The 15,725-nt window shown below is 61.5% G+C and carries 16 protein-coding genes; 11 read left to right on the top strand and 5 right to left on the bottom strand.

The genetic code is table 11. The features are described from left to right. Window positions 1-260 precede the first annotated feature (260 nt). The gene (locus tag ACZCWR_RS02140) at window positions 261-1,031 is read right to left on the bottom strand and encodes a ferredoxin--NADP reductase (RefSeq protein ID WP_487302107.1); all 771 of its coding nucleotides are present in this window, start codon (window positions 1,029-1,031) and stop codon (window positions 261-263) included. Between the two features lie 395 nt (window positions 1,032-1,426). Next, entirely contained in the window at window positions 1,427-2,470 is a 1,044-nt protein-coding gene (gene mgrA, locus ACZCWR_RS02135) for an L-glyceraldehyde 3-phosphate reductase (RefSeq protein WP_487302106.1), read from the bottom strand. Window positions 2,471-2,677: 207 nt separating this feature from the next. Here mgrA and ACZCWR_RS02130 point away from each other — a divergent pair, with 207 nt between their 5' ends. Together ACZCWR_RS02130 and ACZCWR_RS02125 are read left to right on the top strand one after the other, a co-directional pair. After that, complete coding sequence (locus ACZCWR_RS02130) at window positions 2,678-3,472, top strand: mechanosensitive ion channel family protein (protein WP_487302105.1); 795 nt, start codon at window positions 2,678-2,680, stop codon at window positions 3,470-3,472. Window positions 3,473-3,503: 31 nt separating this feature from the next. Further along, the gene (locus ACZCWR_RS02125; RefSeq protein ID WP_487302104.1) at window positions 3,504-3,707 is read left to right on the top strand and encodes a DUF3185 family protein; all 204 of its coding nucleotides are present in this window, start codon (window positions 3,504-3,506) and stop codon (window positions 3,705-3,707) included. Window positions 3,708-3,710: 3 nt separating this feature from the next. On the opposite strand, the gene ACZCWR_RS02120 is transcribed toward ACZCWR_RS02125, so the two are convergent. Beyond that, window positions 3,711-4,487, bottom strand: coding sequence for a phytanoyl-CoA dioxygenase family protein (locus tag ACZCWR_RS02120; RefSeq protein ID WP_487302103.1), 777 nt, complete (start codon window positions 4,485-4,487; stop codon window positions 3,711-3,713). 307 nt (window positions 4,488-4,794) lie between these two features. Between ACZCWR_RS02120 and ACZCWR_RS02115 the strand changes: the two genes are divergently transcribed. Beyond that, window positions 4,795-5,157: a hypothetical protein gene (locus ACZCWR_RS02115; protein ID WP_487302102.1), complete on the top strand. Its 363-nt coding sequence runs from the start codon at window positions 4,795-4,797 to the stop codon at window positions 5,155-5,157. 4 nt (window positions 5,158-5,161) lie between these two features. On the opposite strand, the gene ACZCWR_RS02110 is transcribed toward ACZCWR_RS02115, so the two are convergent. After that, on the bottom strand, window positions 5,162-6,277 hold the full coding sequence (locus tag ACZCWR_RS02110; protein ID WP_487302101.1) for an alkene reductase: 1,116 nt from the start codon (window positions 6,275-6,277) through the stop codon (window positions 5,162-5,164). Window positions 6,278-6,397: 120 nt separating this feature from the next. Next, complete coding sequence (gene metK, locus ACZCWR_RS02105) at window positions 6,398-7,585, bottom strand: methionine adenosyltransferase (RefSeq protein ID WP_487302100.1); 1,188 nt, start codon at window positions 7,583-7,585, stop codon at window positions 6,398-6,400. A 265-nt stretch (window positions 7,586-7,850) separates the two neighbouring features. Between metK and ACZCWR_RS02100 the strand changes: the two genes are divergently transcribed. The 8 genes from ACZCWR_RS02100 (at window position 7,851) to hslV (ending at window position 15,718) form a co-directional block, all read left to right on the top strand. Further along, complete coding sequence (locus ACZCWR_RS02100; protein ID WP_487302099.1) at window positions 7,851-8,735, top strand: lipid A biosynthesis lauroyl acyltransferase; 885 nt, start codon at window positions 7,851-7,853, stop codon at window positions 8,733-8,735. Between the two features lie 62 nt (window positions 8,736-8,797). Continuing rightward, entirely contained in the window at window positions 8,798-9,670 is an 873-nt protein-coding gene (gene dapF / locus ACZCWR_RS02095; RefSeq protein ID WP_487302098.1) for a diaminopimelate epimerase, read from the top strand. A 37-nt stretch (window positions 9,671-9,707) separates the two neighbouring features. Further along, window positions 9,708-10,418: a DUF484 family protein gene (locus ACZCWR_RS02090; protein ID WP_487302097.1), complete on the top strand. Its 711-nt coding sequence runs from the start codon at window positions 9,708-9,710 to the stop codon at window positions 10,416-10,418. 12 nt (window positions 10,419-10,430) lie between these two features. Next, entirely contained in the window at window positions 10,431-11,354 is a 924-nt protein-coding gene (gene xerC, locus ACZCWR_RS02085) for a tyrosine recombinase XerC (RefSeq protein ID WP_487302096.1), read from the top strand. Window positions 11,355-11,397: 43 nt separating this feature from the next. After that, a complete protein-coding gene (locus ACZCWR_RS02080; RefSeq protein WP_487302095.1) occupies window positions 11,398-12,597 on the top strand; it encodes a class I SAM-dependent rRNA methyltransferase in 1,200 nt (399 codons plus the stop codon). A gap of 134 nt (window positions 12,598-12,731) precedes the next feature. Beyond that, a complete protein-coding gene (locus tag ACZCWR_RS02075; protein ID WP_487302094.1) occupies window positions 12,732-13,823 on the top strand; it encodes a CobW family GTP-binding protein in 1,092 nt (363 codons plus the stop codon). A 581-nt stretch (window positions 13,824-14,404) separates the two neighbouring features. Then, window positions 14,405-14,821, top strand: a complete 417-nt coding sequence (dksA, locus tag ACZCWR_RS02070) for an RNA polymerase-binding protein DksA (RefSeq protein WP_061122132.1) — start codon at window positions 14,405-14,407, stop codon at window positions 14,819-14,821. A gap of 360 nt (window positions 14,822-15,181) precedes the next feature. Then, the gene (gene hslV, locus ACZCWR_RS02065) at window positions 15,182-15,718 is read left to right on the top strand and encodes an ATP-dependent protease subunit HslV (protein WP_487302093.1); all 537 of its coding nucleotides are present in this window, start codon (window positions 15,182-15,184) and stop codon (window positions 15,716-15,718) included. Window positions 15,719-15,725 lie beyond the last annotated feature (7 nt).

Raw genomic sequence — 15,725 nt, 5'->3', positions numbered from 1 at the left:
AAACTTCAGCGAGCGGCGTAACCGAATTTACACTCTGTAACATCGCAGACGGATTGGCCGGTTGTTGCGATCCATTCAACTTGATCGCATCTTATCTTAAAAATATTATAAGTCCATGTCGGACAAGGGTTCAACAGACGAACTTCATGCAACTTGCTAAGTTTGTTGCCATGAGCAAACAACGAAATGTGTAACAACGCTCGCGCATAAAAAAACCGGAGCACATGGCTCCGGTTCTTCGCAACGAACAGCCAGCAAACTTATCCGACGAACGCTTTTTCCACCACGTAATGACCCGGATGGTTGTTGCTGCCTTCCTGAAAGCCCAGCGAATCCAGCAATTCGCGCGTGTCGCGCAGCATGTGCGGGCTGCCGCAGAGCATCACACGGTCGTTTTCGATGGAGAACGGCTCCATCGCCAGATCCGCAAACAGCTTCTTCGTTTCGATCAGATCGGTGATGCGCCCACGGTTCGCGAACTCTTCGCGCGTGACGGTCGGGTAGTACACCAGCTTCTCGGCCACGATCTCGCCGATATGCTCGTGCGCCGGCAAATGTTCGGTGATGAAATCCTTGTACGCGAGTTCATCAACGAAACGGCAGGTATGCGTCAGCACGATCTTTTCGTAGCGGTCGTACACCTCGGGGTCTTTGATGATCGACATGAACGGGGCGAGGCCGGTGCCGGTGGACAGCAGCCAGAGCGTCTTGCCCGGCAGCAGATTGTCCGCGACGAGCGTGCCCGTGGGCTTCTTGCCGATCAGCACGGGATCGCCCACCTTCAAATGCTGGAGCCGTGACGTCAGCGGACCGTCCGGCACCTTGATGCTCAGAAATTCGAGATGCTCTTCGTAGTTGGCGCTCGCCAGACTGTAGGCGCGCAGCAGCGGTTTGCCTTCGACTTCGAGACCCACCATCGTGAACTGGCCGTTCTCGAAGCGGAACGAGGCATCACGGGTGCAGGTGAAACTGAAGAGCGTGTCGGTCCAGTGGTGGACGCTCAGAACGGTTTGAGGATTCAGGTTGCTCATGGCTTCTTGGACGATTCGAAAACGTGACGCTGGCGACGGATTGAGCCGGAACGGGCGTCGAAAGGGCACGGGCGCGGCCGCGCGATGGAACGTTCGATTGGGCTGTTACCTGGCTTGACGGCGCGCAAGGTGCGCGCCGAAACGCTCGATGCAATCGGCTATTTTAACCCGATAGCCGTCCGGCGTCGTGCAGCGCAAAAACGCGACAAGCCGATTTCGGCGTGTTTCTGCGTGCTTTTGGCTGGCTAGGCGGCAAAACGGCGTCGAAATCGACGAAAACGAATGGCCGTTCGTGCGTGGCGGGCTGCGGCCGGAATCTGCCGAGCCCGCATCATAGCAACGGATGCCGCGTTTATCTCAAATTACCCTTCTGGCGAAAGGTCGCGGCGCTGGCGTCAGATACGCTGATCTGTCGAAGGTTTTTCCCACAAGTTGATGCCGCCCTCCTTCGCGTATTGATCGATCTCAGCCAGTTCTTCCTTGGAAAACTCCAGATTCTTGAACGCGCCGACGTTCTCCGCGACCTGCTCCGCGCGGCTCGCGCCGATCAGCACGGAAGTCACGCGCCCGCCGCGCAGCGTCCACGCCAACGCCATCTGCGCGAGCGACTGACCGCGCGATTGCGCCAGATCGTTGAGCTTGCGCACATGCGCCAGATTTTCCTGACTCAAATGTTCCTGCTTGAGCGATCCACCGCCCGGCTTGTTCACACGCGCATCCTGCGGCACGCCGTTCAGATACTTGTTCGTCAGCAACCCTTGCGCGAGCGGCGTGAACGCAATGCTGCCCACGCCAAGGTCATCCAACGTATCGAGCAAGTCTTCCTCGATCCAGCGGTTGAGCATGTTGTACGACGGCTGATGGATCAGCAGCGGCACCTTGTGCTCGGCCAGCAACTTCGCCATTTCCCGCGTCTTGGCCGACGAATACGACGAGATGCCGACATAAAGCGCCTTGCCCGAATGAACCGCAGTCGCCAGCGCGCCCGCGGTTTCTTCCAGCGGCGTATCCGCATCAAAGCGATGCGAATAGAAAATATCGACGTAATCCAAACCCATGCGCTTCAGGCTCTGGTCGAGACTCGCGAGAATGTACTTGCGCGAGCCGCCGCCCGAACCATACGGACCGGGCCACATATCCCAACCGGCCTTGCTCGAAATCAGGAGTTCGTCGCGATACGGCTTGAAGTCGTCCTTGAAAAGACGGCCGAAGTTCGTCTCGGCGCTGCCATACGGCGGCCCATAGTTGTTCGCCAAGTCGAAGTGCGTCACGCCCAAATCGAACGCCGCGCGCAGAATTTCGCGTTGCGTGGAGATAGGCGTGGTATCGCCGAAGTTGTGCCACAAACCAAGCGACAGCGCCGGCAATTTCAGCCCGCTTTTGCCGCATGTCCGGAATTGCATTTGCGTATAGCGCTCGGAAGCTGCTTCATAGGCCATGACGGATCTCCTCTGCAAATTTCGAATGGGGCCGACTGGCGGCAAGGTTTGCCAGCCGGCCAAGGCTGCCAATGTTAAGGCAATCAGCGCGATGACGAGTGCGAGCCGCAAGCCGTCCCGCTATTCGGAACGAGGTCGTCATTCAGCTTAGGGAACGATCCCGCGCAAACTCAGACCAAAGCACATTCTTTTGAAGGAGCTTTACCGATGGACCCGATCGACCGCCTGCGCCCAGCCTACGATTCATTCGCTGCCATTGCCGTGACGTACGGCATAGATATTTTTTTGGCGATCGTCATTCTCGCGGTCGGCTGGTGGATTTCGAACGTCGTCGCGAACGCGTTGCGACGCGCGCTGGCCCGCACGAATATCGATGCGACGCTCACGCCCGTGCTCGCCAGCATCACGATGTGGGCGATCCGCGTGGTCGCCATCGTGGCGGCGCTGGGGAAATTCGGCATCGCGGCGGCGAGCATTCTGACGGTGCTGGGCGCGGCGGGGCTGGCCATCGGTCTGGCGTTGCAGGGCACGCTTCAGAATATCGCGGCGGGCTTGATGCTCCTGCTGCTGCGGCCGTTTCGCGTGGGCGATTACATCGAAGGAACGGGAACGACGGCGGGCACGGTCAACGAGATCGGCCTGTTCACCACGCGGCTCACGAAGGCCGATGGCATCGTCATGTATGTTCCGAACAGCCTGATCTGGGCCAATCCGGTCACCAATTACAGCACCAACGATCGTCGCCGCGTCGTGATCAATTTTCAGGCGCAGCATGGCTTGCCGGTCGAGCATGTGCTCGGCGAATTGCGCAGGCTCGTGACGTCCGATGAACGCATCGAGCAGGACAAGCCCGCGCCGTGGATCGCGGTGACGGACTACACGGACACGGGCGTGAAATACAACGTCGGTGCATGGACGCGCGCGAGCGATCATCCGAACGTGCAGGCGGATTTGCTGCGCCAGATTCAGCCGTTGACGCGCGAGCAGCCTTCGGCGGCGTGATCGACCAAGATAACAACGAGAGGAAAACTCAATGACCCGAGCGCTTTCCGTCGCGCTGATCGTCGGCGGCGTCATCCTGCTTTACTTCGGCGGCCAGTCGTTTCATTCGCTATCGAACGATGTCTCGCGCTTCTTCACCGGCTCGCCCACGAACAAGACCATCTGGCTGATCGCGGGTGGCGTGATTGCGCTGCTGGCCGGGTTGATCGGCCTGGCGATTCCTTCGAAGCGCTGAGGCTTAAACCAGCGCGACTTCCGGCTTCGACGCCGAACGCGTATCCGGCAAAGGCGCATTGCTCGCGCCGTGATACGTGTAGACGAGCGAAAACTTCACCTGATCGGTGAGGTTCTTGCCCGCCGAATGCAGCGTGTTGCAGTGGAAAAACACGACATCGCCGGGTTCGAGTTTCGGCGACACCGCCGTGCGGATCAGCGCGGTGTTCTCGGGCGTGTCGGCGCGGAAAAACTTCGCGTCGTCGAAACGCTCGGAGGTGAACGCCAGCTTGTGCGATCCCGGTACGAGCCACAACGCGCCGTTATCGACCGTTTCCTCGCCGAGCGCGAGCCACGCGGAAACAAGGTCGTCGCGCTCGAACGCCCAGTAACGCACATCGCGATGCCATCCCGTCAAACTGCCGTAAGCGGGATGCTTCGTCATCATGCAATTGTGATGCGCGCGCGAAAGATACGGCGTTTCGCCGAAATACAGTTCCATCCAGCCGCGCACATCGGGCGACGTCGCCCATTCGGCGAACAGCGGACTGCGCGCGTAGGCGTCCAGCAGACGGCGCACGGTATGACCGCCGGGTGCGTCTTTCGAGTCCGGCGCGCCGGGATATTGAAGGTCGGCTTCGAATTCCAGCGGCGCGGCGGCCTCGGCCAATTGCTGGCGCGCGAGATTGCGCATGGCTTCGCAGCGTTCGCGCGGCACCAACCCTTTCACGATCACAAAGCCCGTTTCGCGAAGCTCGGCCACTTGTTCTTTCTTCGATTTCAACACGTTTTGATCTGACATTTTCGTTCTTGCCTGACTGACTCGCGCTCTCGCCGGACCGAAATACCGGGCATTCGGAGCGAATAAGACAATTGTAGTGCCGATAGCGCGCGAAGGCCCGTCCGGCAAGGCGTCGCGGCATCGCGGCGCACCTTCGGAATTAAGAATCGCTAGGGAAAACGCGGACTTAACGCAGTCACGAAGGCCCGATACATTGGCTGCGTCAATTCGGTGCAACTATGTCGGACTCGCCGGATCGAATGCGTTGCCCGCTAATTTTGAGACGACTATGGTGGAGCGTGCGCTCACGCCATCGACCCAGGCAGACATGAACCATCGAATCGCCCGTGATATTTCCCGCGCCGCCCGGCGCGCCGCCCGTCCCGCCAGTCGCGGCGTGGTTCGCGCGCTGCGGCATCACTCTGCCCGCACGAAGCTGCTGGCGGATCAGTTCAGGAACGTGCATCCCGTCGATGGCATCCGCTCGTGGTTTCGCGGGCTGTTCTTCAATCTTCGCGTGCGCGCGGTTTCGCGCAATGTATCGCTGCGTGCGCTGCTGCGCCGTCCGGTGCAGTTGCGCATTTCGCTGACGAAGCGCGACAAGCCGAAAGCCGCCGCGCAGACGAGCCGCCGTCCGCGCCGTCTTTCCACGAGCAATAGCTCGGGCTGGTACGCGTTCGCGGCGCGTTGAGCTTTTATTCTTTCGATGCGTCGTCCAGCGTCGGGTAATCCGTGTAGCCTTTTTCGCCGCCGCCGTAGAACGTCGACGGGTCCGGCTCGTTGAGCGGCGCGCCCGCTTCGAGCCGTTCCACCAGATCAGGATTCGCGATATACGCGCGGCCGAACGCGATGGCATCGGCGTCGCCCCGCTCGATGCGCCGATTCGCCTCCTTCGCCGTATATTCGCCACACGCGATGATCGAGCCGCCATACGCCTCGCGCAGCGCGCGCCGGTAATCCTCGGAAAGCGGCGCGCCGCCCGCCCAGTCGCCCTCGGCCAAATGCAGATACGCGATGCCGATCCGGCTCAGTTCCGACGCCAGATGCAGCGACGTTTCCTCGCCTTCTTCGTCCTGCAAATCGAATCCGGTGAAATTCGGCGAGAGCCGAATGCCCACGCGATGCGCGCCCAACACGCCCGCCACCGCCTCCAGAATATCGACGACCAGCCGCACGCGATTGGCGGTGCTGCCGCCGTAATCGTCGGTACGTCGATTGGTGCCGGTCGCCATGAACTGATGCAGCAAATAACCGTTCGCCGCGTGAATTTCGACCATATCGAAACCGGCCCGCTCGGCGCGATGCGCGGCATCGACGAATTGCAGCACGATGCCGGACATCTCATTGGTTTCGAGCGCGCGCGGCGTATCCGGCTCGACTTCCGCGAGTTCGCCGTCCTCTAGTTTCACGAAAACGCGCGCTCCACGCGCCTGAATGGCCGATGGCGCAACCGGCAACGCCTCATCTTCCTGCAATAACCGATGCGACAAACGCCCGACGTGCCACAGTTGCAGCGCAATCCGCCCATGCCGCGCGTGTACCGCGCCCGCGACGCCTTTCCAGCCGGTTTCCTGCGCATCCGAATAAATACCGGGCGTCGCAAAATAGCCCTGACCTTGCCGCGATACCTGCGTCGCCTCGGTGACGATCAGCCCGGCGCTCGCGCGCTGCGCGTAGTAGAGCGTGTTCATTTCGTTGGGGACATCACCCGGCTGCGACGCGCGATTGCGCGTGAGCGGCGCCATCACGACGCGATTCGGCAGTTCGAGATTGCCGATGGTGACGGGAGAAAGCAGAGCGTGATAAGGCATGAGCGACTCCACGCGGTGGCGGTTGCGGCGCTGCCATCATCGCAAGAAACACGCCGCGTGGGCGCAAAAAAAACCGGCAGGCGCGATGCCTGCCGGTTTTTATAAAGCTCAAACGCCGAATTAAGCGACGCTCGCGACCGGTTCCGTGCCTGCGGCTTCGGCCAGGGCCAGCGCCTTGTCCGTGGCTTCCCACGAGAATTCCGGTTCTTCGCGGCCGAAGTGGCCGTAAGCCGCCGTCTTTTCGTAGATCGGGCGCAGCAGATCAAGCATTTGCACGATGCCCTTCGGACGCAGATCGAAGTGCTCCTGAACGAGCTTCGTGATTTCCGCATCCGGCACGCGGCCCGTGCCGAACGTGTTGACCATGACCGAAGTCGGACGCGCCACGCCGATTGCGTAGGAAACCTGAATCAGCGCGCGCGAAGCCAGACCCGCCGCGACGATGTTCTTCGCCACATAACGTCCCGCATACGCTGCCGAGCGATCGACCTTCGACGGGTCCTTGCCCGAGAACGCGCCGCCGCCGTGCGGTGCTGCGCCGCCGTACGTATCGACGATGATCTTGCGGCCCGTCAGCCCGCAATCGCCCTGCGGCCCGCCAATGACGAAACGGCCCGTGGGATTCACCAGGAACTTGATATCGCCCTTGACGAGATCCTTCGGCATGGTCGGCTTGATGATCTCCTCGATCACGGCTTCACGCAGTTGCGCCAGTTCCATGTCCGGCGCGTGCTGCGTGGAGAGCACGACGGTATCAATCGAATACGGCTTGCCATCGACATAGCGCACGGTGACTTGCGACTTCGCATCCGGACGCAGCCACGGCAGACGGCCATCGCGGCGAAGGTTCGCCTGACGCTCGACCAGACGATGCGACAGGTAGATCGGCAGCGGCATGAGTTCGGGCGTTTCATCGCACGCGTAACCGAACATGAGGCCTTGATCGCCTGCGCCTTGATCGAGGTTGTCGTCATGCGCCTTGTTCACGCCTTGCGCGATATCCGGCGATTGCTTGTCATACGCGACGAGCACCGCGCAGCCGCGATAATCGATGCCGTAATCCGTGTTGTCGTAACCGATGCGCTTGATGGTGTCGCGCGCGACCTGGATGTAATCGACGTTGGCGGTGGTCGTGATTTCGCCCGCGAGGACGACGAGACCGGTATTGCAAAGCGTTTCCGCTGCGACGCGCGAATACTTATCCTGCGTGAGGATGGCATCGAGGATGGCGTCGGAGATTTGATCGGCGACCTTGTCCGGGTGGCCTTCGGAAACGGATTCGGAAGTAAAGAGATAGTCGTTCGACACGCTTCAGACTCCAGTTAGTACGGTTGAGGTTCACGTAGCCGGCCTAGATTGGAGTCTGAAGCGGCGACGCTTTAGCGGATATCCATTTCCGGCAGCGCTTTTTTTAAGCACTGCCGGCTTCGCCCCGCAAGTTGTCCATTAACTCGGCGAAGGTCTTATTATACCGGTTTCCCTTATTCTCTACAGAGCCGAAACGTTTGTTGCCATTCGACCCGATTCAATCTTCTGTCCTTTGCGCGCGGCCGTATGTTCGCTGGAGCACGCCATGTTAGGGCGCATCGGCATATCGCTCGCGATTGCGTTTCTCAAGTTCCTGGCGCTTATCCCGTACGGCATCACCGCGCGTTTCGGCGACGGTCTCGGCTGGCTGCTCTATCGGATTCCGAGCAGGCGAAGGCGCATCGTCCATACGAACCTGAAGCTGTGTTTTCCCGAGTGGTCCGAAGAAAAACGCGAGGACATCGCGCAGAAACATTTTCGCCATGCCATTCGCAGCTACGTGGAGCGCAGCGTGCAATGGTTCGGGTCTGCCAAGAAGCTGGAGAAGCTCATCGAACTGGATAGCGCGGTCGATTTGCTGGACCCCGATCTGCCGCCCACGCTGTTTCTCGGGTTCCACTTTGTCGGCATCGAGGCGGGATCGATCTTTCTGAACTACTCGCTGCATCGGCAATGCGGGTCGCTGTATCAGCCGTTTTCGAATCCGCAGGTCGAGGAACTCGCCAAGGCGCAGCGCGCACGTTTCGGCGCGGACATGGCGAGCCGTGCGGACAGCGCGCGCATCGTGTTGCGCTGGCTGCGTGACCGCAAGCCGGTCATGCTCGGCGCGGATATGGACTACGGCATGCGCAATTCGACCTTCGTGCCGTTCTTCGGCATTCCGACCTGCACGTTGACGGCGGTCGGCCGGCTGGCCAAGACAGGCAAGGCGCAGGTCGTGCCGTTCATCGGCGAAGTGCTGCCGAACTACAAGGGCTATCGGCTCAAGATTTTCGCGCCGTGGGAGAACTACCCGACCGGCGACGACGAAGCCGACGCGCGCCGCATGAACGAATTCCTCGAAGAACACATTCCCGAAATGCCCGAGCAGTATTACTGGGTGCACAAACGCTTCAAGACGCGGCCCGAGGGCGAGCCGGGTTTCTATTGACGCGCGCCGTCATGGCCGTTCGCGCGCGGGTGAAGCCGCCGCGCGTCACATACAATACGGCCATGAAACTCAAATTCACCAAAATGCAGGGCGCGGGCAACGATTTCGTCGTGCTCGACGGCTACACGCAAGCGCTCGATCTCAGCGCGGCGCAAGTGCGGGCGCTGGCCGACCGTCACTTCGGCGTGGGCGCGGATCAATTGCTGCTGGTGGAAAAACCGAGCATCGACGGGGCGGATTTCAAATACCGCATCTTCAATTGCGATGGCGGCGAGGTCGAGCATTGCGGCAATGGCGCGCGCTGCTTCGTCAAGTTCGTGCGCGATCGCGGGCTGACGAATGCATCGACCGTGCGCGTGCAGGTGCAAAACGGCATCATCACGTTGACGATGCAGGATAACGGCGAGGTCGTCGTCGATATGAGCACGCCGGTGTTCGATCCGCCACGCGTTCCCTTCGATTTGCACGGTCTCGATGGCCGCCAGGAAAGCGCGGACACACTCTGGCCGCTCGATGTGAACGGTCAAACGCGCTGGATTTCGGTGGTGTCGATGGGCAATCCGCACGCGGTGCAAATCGTCGAGGACGTCGAAGCGTATCCGGTGCTGATCGTAGGCCCGCTGATCGAGCATCACGCGCGTTTTCCGCATCGCGTGAACGCCGGCTTCATGCAGATCGTCGATCGCCATTCGGTGAAGCTGCGCGTGTTCGAGCGCGGCGCAGGCGAAACGCTCGCGTGCGGCACGGGCGCATGCGCGGCGGTCGCGGCCGGCATCCGGCGCGGCGTGCTGGAATCGCCCGTGCGGGTCGAAACGCATGGCGGCACGCTCACCATTAGCTGGAACGGCGCGCGCGATGCATCCGCAGCGCTTTTCATGGCCGGTCCCGCCGCCACGGTGTTCGAAGGCGAGATCGAACTCGACCGCCTCGTTTGAGCGCGCCGGCCTTTGCATCCAATCATCCACATCGATCATGAATCCACGCGAAGTCGCCGACTACCTGCTCGACAATCCCGATTTCTTCGCCGAGCACGCCGAATTGCTCGGCACCATCCGGCTGTCGAATCCGCATGGCAAGGCCGCCGTGTCCTTGCAGGAACGCCAGATGGAAATGCTGCGCGACAAGAACAAGCAGCTCGAACGGCGGCTCGCGGAACTGCTGCGCTACGGTCACGAAAACGACAGCATCTCCACCAAATTCAGCCGATGGACGGTGCGCATCGCGGCGCAGCGCGACCCGTACACGTTGCCCGCGACCATCAGCCGTGGCTTGTGCGAAGTCTTCGATGTGCCGCACGCCGCGCTGCGCGTGTGGGACATCGACGAAGCGTTCAGGCAAGCGGATTTCGCGCGTCAGGTCGGCGAGGAAGTGCGCATTTTCGCGAGTGGTCTGGATGCGCCGTACTGCGGCACGAACAGCGGCTTCGCGGCGGCGCAGTGGCTTGGCGCGCCGAATTCGGCATCGGCGACGGCGGGCAATGGCGGTGACGAAGCACGCGGCATCGAATCGGTCGCGCTGATCGCGCTGCGCGATCCGCAAGGCGGCCCGGATGCGCCCGTGTTCGGCTTGCTCGTGATGGGTTCGCCCGACGCACGCCGCTTCCACGACGGCATGGCCACCGACTTTCTCACGCAGATCGGCGCGCTCGCGAGCGCCGCGCTTTCGCGTTTGCTGCCGCACTGAGCCGCCGCGATCATGACCGCCGCCGAGTACATCGCCCACTATCTGTCGATGCTCGATCACGAGCGCAAGCTCTCCGAGCACACGCTGCGCGGCTACACGCACGAACTCGGCGAACTGCTCGCGCTGGCCAAGGATCGTCCGCTCGAAACGCTGACAGCGGCGGACATTCGCGGCGCGGTCATACGCGCGCACGCGGGCGGCTTGTCGTCGCGGTCGATTGCCCACAGGCTGTCGGCGTGGCGCGCGTTTTATCGCTGGCTCGCGCAGAAGATCGAGATGCAGTCGAACCCGGTCGCGACCGTGCGCGCGCCCAAGCGCGAGAAAACGCTGCCGAAAGCGCTCTCCGTCGATGACGCCATGCGTCTCATGGATGCGCCCCAGGCCGACAACACCGCGGCGCTGCGCGATCACGCCATGCTCGAACTGTTCTACTCGTCGGGCTTGCGGCTCGCGGAACTCGTCGGTCTCGATGTGGTTTTCATCGATACGCCGGAGCATCGGTCGGAAGGCTGGCTCGATCTCGTGCACGAGGAAGTGACGGTGCTCGGCAAGGGCAAGCGTCAACGGAAAGTGCCGGTGGGCCGCAAGGCCATCGACGCATTGCGCGCGTGGATCGAAGCGCGCAGCGAATTCGTCAAGCTCGACCCGTTTCCGCTGTTTCTCTCCAGTCGCGGCAACCGCATGTCGCCGCGCGTGGTGCGCGAACAAGTGAAGCGGCTCGCGTTGCAGGCGGGCATTCCGACGAACGTGCATCCGCACGTGTTGCGGCATTCGTTCGCCACGCATGTCCTGCAATCGAGCGGCGATCTGCGCGCGGTGCAGGAACTGCTCGGCCACGCGACGATTGCGGCCACGCAGGTTTATACGTCGCTTGACTTTCAGCATCTCGCCAAGGTGTACGACCAGACGCATCCGCGCGCGAAGAAGCGCGATTGACTCACGCCGCGCGCGCACGGTGCGCGGCATCAACCATCAAGCAATGAACATCATCACGCTCAAACCGGCGAAGGAAAGATCGCTGGTCCGCCGCCATCCGTGGATCTATGCGAACGCGATTGCGCGTATCGACGGCGATCCCGCGCCGGGCGCAACGGTCATCGTGCGCGCGGCGGACGGACGCTTTCTGGCGCGCGCATCGTACAGCCCGCATTCGCAGATTCGCGCGCGCGTCTGGAGCTTCAGCGAAGCCGAACCCGTCGATCACGCGTTCTTCAAGCGTCGCGTGCAGCGCGCAGTGGCGCTGCGTCACGCAATGGTCAAGGACACGGGCGCGACACGGCTCATCTTCGGCGAGGCGGACGGCCTGCCCGGTCTGATCGTCGATTACTACATCGGCGATGAAACGAAGCGCGGCCAACTCGTTTGCCAGTTCATGGCGACGGGCGTGGAAGCGTGGAAGGAAGCGATCGTGCAGGCGCTCATCGGCGCGACGGATTGCCCGAACGTCTACGAGCGCTCGGATGTGTCGATCCGCCAGAAGGAAGGGCTGGAGCAGATCACCGGCGTGCTGGCGGGCGATGCACCGCCCGAAACGCTGATCGTCGATGAATGCGGCGTGCGTTATCACGTCGATGTGCGCAACGGCCACAAGACCGGCTTCTACGTGGATCAACGCGACAACCGCGTGCTCGTGCGGCAGAACGCGCGAGGCCGCGATGTGTTGAACTGCTTCTGCTACACCGGCGGCTTTTCGCTCGCGGCGCTCAAGGGCGGCGCAACGCGCGTGGTCTCCGTGGATTCATCCGGCGAAGCGCTCGCGCTGGCGCAAAAGAACGTCACGGCCAACGCCCTCGATCCGCAAAAAGCCGAATGGCTCGACGCCGATGCCTTCAAGACGCTGCGTCGTCTGCACGACGAAGGACAGCGCTTCGACCTGATCGTGCTCGATCCGCCGAAGTTCGCGCCATCGAAGGAAAGCGTGGAGCGCGCCGCGCGCGCGTACAAGGACATCAACCTGAGCGGCTTCAAGTTGCTGCGTCCGGGCGGCCTGCTGTTCACGTATTCGTGCTCCGGCGCGATCGACTCCGACCTGTTCCAGAAGATCGTCGCGGGCGCGGTGGCGGATGCTCAGGTCGATGCGCGCATCCTGAAACGGCTGGGCGCGGGCGTCGATCATCCGCTGCCGACGGCGTTTCCCGAGGGCGAGTATCTGAAGGGCCTGCTGTTGCAAATCGACTGAACGCCCCAAGTTATGCACACCTGCCCGCCGAAGCGGCGACTTGACAGATGTGCTTCAATATCCGATTGACTGCGGAACGCGCCGCCCGCGCGCGCCCGAACATAGACGACCGAGACACAAGGACTTAGGCGACCATGATTCCCGTAACCATCCTGACCGGCTTTCTGGGCAGCGGCAAAACCACGCTGCTCAAGCGCATCCTGAACGAGAAGCACGGCATGAAGATCGCCGTGATCGAAAACGAGTTCGGCGAAGAGAACATCGACAACGAAATTCTCGTGCAGGAAACGAACGAGCAGATCATCCAGATGAGCAACGGCTGCATCTGCTGCACGATTCGCGGCGATCTGGCGCGTGCGCTGGAAGACCTCGCCAATCGCAACAAGGCCGGCACGCTGGATTTCGACCGCGTGGTGATCGAAACCACAGGTCTCGCGAATCCCGGCCCGGTGGCGCAAACGTTCTTCATGGACAACACCGTCGCCGACGAGTTTTTGCTCGACGCGATCATCACCCTCGTCGATGCGAAGCACGCGAACGCGCAGCTCGATCAGCACGAAGTGGTGCAGCGGCAAGTGGGCTTTGCGGACCGTCTGTTCATCACCAAGTCCGATCTCGTGGATGCCGCCGCGCTCGATGCGCTCAAGCATCGGCTGCTGCACATGAACCCGCGCGCGGCTGTTCGCGTGGTCAATTTCGGGGATGCCGACATCAAGGAAATCTTCGATCTGCGCGGCTTCAACCTGAATTCGAAGCTGGAGATCGACCCGGATTTCCTCGCGGAAGACGACCACGATCATGAGCACGATCACGCGCATGACCATGCACATGACGACGATCACGATCACGCCACCTGCGGCCACGATCATAGTCACGATCATGACCACGAACACGGGCATCATCACCATCATCACGCGCATCACGACGACAAGATCAAATCGTTCGTGTACCGAAGCGACAAGCCGTTCGACCCGAACCGCCTCGAAGATTTTCTCGGCGGCATCCTGCAGATTTACGGCGAACGCCTGCTGCGCTACAAGGGCGTGCTCTATATGAAGGGCGTGGATCGCAAGGTCGTGTTCCAGGGCGTGCATCAGATGATGGGTAGCGACCTCGCGGGCAAGTGGCTGCCGATCGAGAAGAAGAACAGCAAGATGGTGTTCATCGGCATCGAGTTGCCGAAGGATCTCATCACCGACGGGCTGGACGCGTGCCTCGTGAAGTAAGGCGCGTCGGCACGACTCTCGCTTGATGCTGGCGGTCGCGGTGCGGCGTCAAGAGGCAGAAGGACAGGGAAAACGCCGCCGCACGGGCAGAAACGGCCCGGCGCGCGGCGTTTTGCGTGTTTGACTTTCGTTGCGGATGTGTAGTCGTGACCACGAACCGTCATCGCTTTTTGTACGTTCAGGCGTTATATTTTTGAAATTCCGTCACGATTCGCAGGGTTTTCCTAGTTGTCGTCGGAAATTGTCGTTCAGTTACAATACAGCCCCACTGGAGAAGGGCAGTCCCGCGAACAGGCGTCCTTGAGCGCATGCACCGGGGGATACAGGAGAAAGGATGTCCCGTCGGAACGATGTCAGGATTCACCGGGGGAAGGAGAATCCGAAGCAAAGCGCCGGGGCCGGGAACGAGAGTCGAAGTCATGACTCGGCGGTCCGGAGCATCATCCAAGATCGGTTTCCAGAGGAGTTCGGCCCCCGCGTCGGCGTTTGCGTGATGCCAAGCGCGAATTGAGAGCGCCGCATGCGGGTAACGCAGTTGCGGGCGTTGCGAAGACATCGCCTTACATTGAAGAAGCAAGCAGATGACAACGAAACTCTTGACCGAAGCCGAAATCCTGAAGATGAGCGAGAAGGACTACATGAACGAGGAACAGCTCGCCTTCTTCAAGAACCGGCTCGAACAGTTGCAGGCGGACATTCTGAAGAATGCCGGCCAGACGACCGAAAACCTGCGGGAAACGGTGATCGTGCCGGACCCGGCGGACCGCGCGACCATCGAGGAAGAACATGCACTGGAACTGCGCACGCGTGACCGCGAACGCAAGCTCCTGAAGAAGGTGCAGCAATCGCTCGCGCGCATCGAGTCCGGCGATTACGGCTGGTGCGAGGAAACGGGCGAGCCGATCGGCATTCCGCGTCTGCTCGCGCGCCCGACCGCCACGCTGTCGCTCGAAGCGCAGGAACGCCGGGAGCTGCGTCAGAAGCTGTTCGGCGACTGACGCACGGCGCCCGAGGCGAACGTCGCGGGATCATCGCCCGCCGCGGGGAAAGCGCCGCCGTGAAATATGCAGCATGAAAAAGGCACACGTTCCGCGTGTGCCTTTTGCTTTGGCGCCGCACATTCGGAAGCAAAGCGCGCCTTGATAAATTCTCAGCCGCCCTAAAATGAATCCGACGCGCCCGGCAAATGCATCAATTGCTCCGGGCGCGAGCGCGGCGCTTCTGCCTTTCGGTGACTTCCAATAGAAGTCCACGGAACCCCGCGCCGTGCAAATCCATCGAATTCGTGATCGCGTGGCGGTTGGCTCGACATCATTGAAAGCCGCCGCGCGCGCACCCGGTTTTCTCAAGGAACGCACATGGAACAATTTCACGGCACCACCATCGTCTCCGTGCGCCGCGGCAACAAGGTCGCGCTGGGCGGCGATGGTCAGGTGACGCTCGGCAACATCGTCATGAAAGGCGGCGCGAAGAAAGTGCGCCGCATCTATGGCGGCAAGGTGCTGGTCGGTTTCGCCGGCGGCACCGCCGATGCGTTCTCGCTGCTCGACCGCTTCGAGGCGAAGCTCGAAAAGCATCAGGGCAACCTGACGCGCGCCGCCGTCGAACTGGCGAAAGACTGGCGCACCGACCGCATGTTGCGACGGCTCGAAGCCATGCTCATCACCGCCGACAAGGACGCCACGCTTGTCATCACCGGCAACGGCGATGTGCTCGACCCCGAACACGGCATCGCGGCGATCGGTTCCGGTGGCGCGTACGCGCAAGCGGCCGCGCAGGCGCTGATGGAAAACACCGAACTCGATCCTCGCGAAGTCGTGGAAAAGGCGCTGACCATCGCGGGCGATATGTGCATCTACACGAATCACAACCGCGTCATCGAGACGATCGAGTAAAGGAACT

Source organism: Caballeronia sp. A2-2 (assembly GCF_057612605.2).
This window is presented reverse-complemented; position numbering and strand designations above follow the sequence as displayed.

Coding starts and splice junctions, on each gene's coding strand:
- dksA (WP_061122132.1), top strand. CDS start 14,405: ATGACAACGAAACTCTTGACCGAAGCCGAAATCCTGAAGATGAGCGAG.
- ACZCWR_RS02125 (WP_487302104.1), top strand. CDS start 3,504: ATGACCCGAGCGCTTTCCGTCGCGCTGATCGTCGGCGGCGTCATCCTG.
- mgrA (WP_487302106.1), bottom strand. CDS start 2,470: ATGGCCTATGAAGCAGCTTCCGAGCGCTATACGCAAATGCAATTCCGG.
- xerC (WP_487302096.1), top strand. CDS start 10,431: ATGACCGCCGCCGAGTACATCGCCCACTATCTGTCGATGCTCGATCAC.
- ACZCWR_RS02130 (WP_487302105.1), top strand. CDS start 2,678: ATGGACCCGATCGACCGCCTGCGCCCAGCCTACGATTCATTCGCTGCC.
- dapF (WP_487302098.1), top strand. CDS start 8,798: ATGAAACTCAAATTCACCAAAATGCAGGGCGCGGGCAACGATTTCGTC.
- ACZCWR_RS02090 (WP_487302097.1), top strand. CDS start 9,708: ATGAATCCACGCGAAGTCGCCGACTACCTGCTCGACAATCCCGATTTC.
- ACZCWR_RS02075 (WP_487302094.1), top strand. CDS start 12,732: ATGATTCCCGTAACCATCCTGACCGGCTTTCTGGGCAGCGGCAAAACC.
- ACZCWR_RS02120 (WP_487302103.1), bottom strand. CDS start 4,487: ATGTCAGATCAAAACGTGTTGAAATCGAAGAAAGAACAAGTGGCCGAG.
- ACZCWR_RS02080 (WP_487302095.1), top strand. CDS start 11,398: ATGAACATCATCACGCTCAAACCGGCGAAGGAAAGATCGCTGGTCCGC.
- ACZCWR_RS02110 (WP_487302101.1), bottom strand. CDS start 6,277: ATGCCTTATCACGCTCTGCTTTCTCCCGTCACCATCGGCAATCTCGAA.
- hslV (WP_487302093.1), top strand. CDS start 15,182: ATGGAACAATTTCACGGCACCACCATCGTCTCCGTGCGCCGCGGCAAC.
- ACZCWR_RS02115 (WP_487302102.1), top strand. CDS start 4,795: ATGAACCATCGAATCGCCCGTGATATTTCCCGCGCCGCCCGGCGCGCC.
- ACZCWR_RS02100 (WP_487302099.1), top strand. CDS start 7,851: ATGTTAGGGCGCATCGGCATATCGCTCGCGATTGCGTTTCTCAAGTTC.
- ACZCWR_RS02140 (WP_487302107.1), bottom strand. CDS start 1,031: ATGAGCAACCTGAATCCTCAAACCGTTCTGAGCGTCCACCACTGGACC.